General features: G+C 43.5%; 3 protein-coding genes. All 3 read left to right on the top strand.

Annotation, left to right across the window (positions count from 1 at the left end):
* The coding region (locus AAKU64_RS22490) for a hypothetical protein (protein WP_354363098.1) at positions 1–413 on the top strand (413 nt) is incomplete at its 5' end.
* 8 nt (positions 414–421) lie between these two features.
* Positions 422–925 carry a hypothetical protein gene (locus tag AAKU64_RS22485; RefSeq protein WP_354363096.1) on the top strand — a complete coding sequence of 168 codons (504 nt, stop codon included), beginning with the start codon at positions 422–424 and terminating at the stop codon, positions 923–925.
* Between the two features lie 33 nt (positions 926–958).
* Complete coding sequence (locus AAKU64_RS22480; RefSeq protein ID WP_354363100.1) at positions 959–1,231, top strand: contractile injection system protein, VgrG/Pvc8 family; 273 nt, start codon at positions 959–961, stop codon at positions 1,229–1,231.
* The last annotated feature ends 91 nt before the right edge of the window (positions 1,232–1,322 follow it).

Raw genomic sequence — 1,322 nt, 5'->3', positions numbered from 1 at the left:
AACTGATCGATAAAAAACGTGCAACAAGAGAAACTGCACCGTTTAAAGAAGGCACCACCGTTACTGAAAGAGACATGGCTCCGGGTGAGAGATTTGAAATGGCAATGGATAAAGACCAATTAGCTAAGTTACGTGATCCGACAGATCCTTATGGTGTCGGCGGATGGGGAACCACAGACAAATTTAGTAGTCAAACTGAAGCACTTGATAAGTTAGCGATCAATCCTGATTGGAAGCCAAATGGTATTCCAAAAGTTGTTGAATTTGAAGTCGTAAAACCTTTTAGAACACTAGAAGGAATCGCTGGCCCGCAAGGTTCGCTCACAGGCGGTGGTCAACAATATTTCTTAGATTTGCCAAGAACTGGTGCAAAGGAATTTGTGCGAGTCGTAAATGTTACTAATCTACCTTAGGTAATAAAATGATCGAATTTTTTGTGGTTGTTTCCAAAAATGGTTTCAAGTTAACTCCAGGGGAAGATCCTGTTGGCATCTCAGATATGGATCTTTTTAAACCGGAATATCTGCCAAATCACTACTTATGGGAAGTCAATGGAGTGACTTACACAAGACAATGCGACCCAATTGAAACCCGCTCCATTAAGGTTACTCCCGATATGAAATACTTAGTTGTTGAACAAAGCCCAAGCAAATATGGCTCCGATAATTTGTTGGTACTCAACCCTGACGGTACTGAAAATCGCAGACTTATTAATCCGTATCGCTTCTCATCGGAATATCAGGATGGTGATGAGTTCGAGTTTCGCGATATTCAAAACATGAGAGACAAGCTGCTTGCGCGAATTTCAGTTAGTCGAGACTTACCAAATAAATCGTACAAAGCAGAACCTGTCTATGGTACTTTTTATGATTGTGATACATGGGATTCTACGCCTCTGGAATTTATTGATTCGCGTAATTTGTAGGCTGGCCTCTCAATGCCGCAATGCAGGCATTAGATCAAATATTCCTACAATCAGTCATTAAAATCTCAAATCGACGGTTTCACCGCAGAAATCCCCTTCCAACGCGCCGCCGGCTCACAAGAAGACGACGCCATAGGTGACTGGACCCCGGTAAGACGCATCGTCCCAGGTAGTGTCGTACTCACCAGTTTTGACTTTAAAAATCCCACCCCCCAACACGCCAGCTTGCCCACCAGCAACCAGCAAGGCGATGTACTCGATCTCGAAGTCTACGAATACAGCGGTAGCTATACGCGTGGGAAGTAAGCCCTCCATAAACCCCAGATAGCGAGCAGATTTCGTGATTTTTATCGATTTTCGTTCAAAGGTGTGATTCAGGAGAGCTGGCTTAATTTTC

This window comes from Undibacterium sp. GrIS 1.8 (assembly GCF_040544445.1).
Lineage (GTDB): Bacteria > Pseudomonadota > Gammaproteobacteria > Burkholderiales > Burkholderiaceae_D > Undibacterium.
Note: the sequence above shows the minus strand (reverse complement) of the source record. Positions and strands in the feature narration are given on the sequence as shown.

What these genes read in the sequence shown, in the direction of transcription:
- AAKU64_RS22485 (WP_354363096.1), top strand. Translation starts at nt 422, where the DNA reads ATGATCGAATTTTTTGTGGTTGTTTCCAAAAATGGTTTCAAGTTAACT.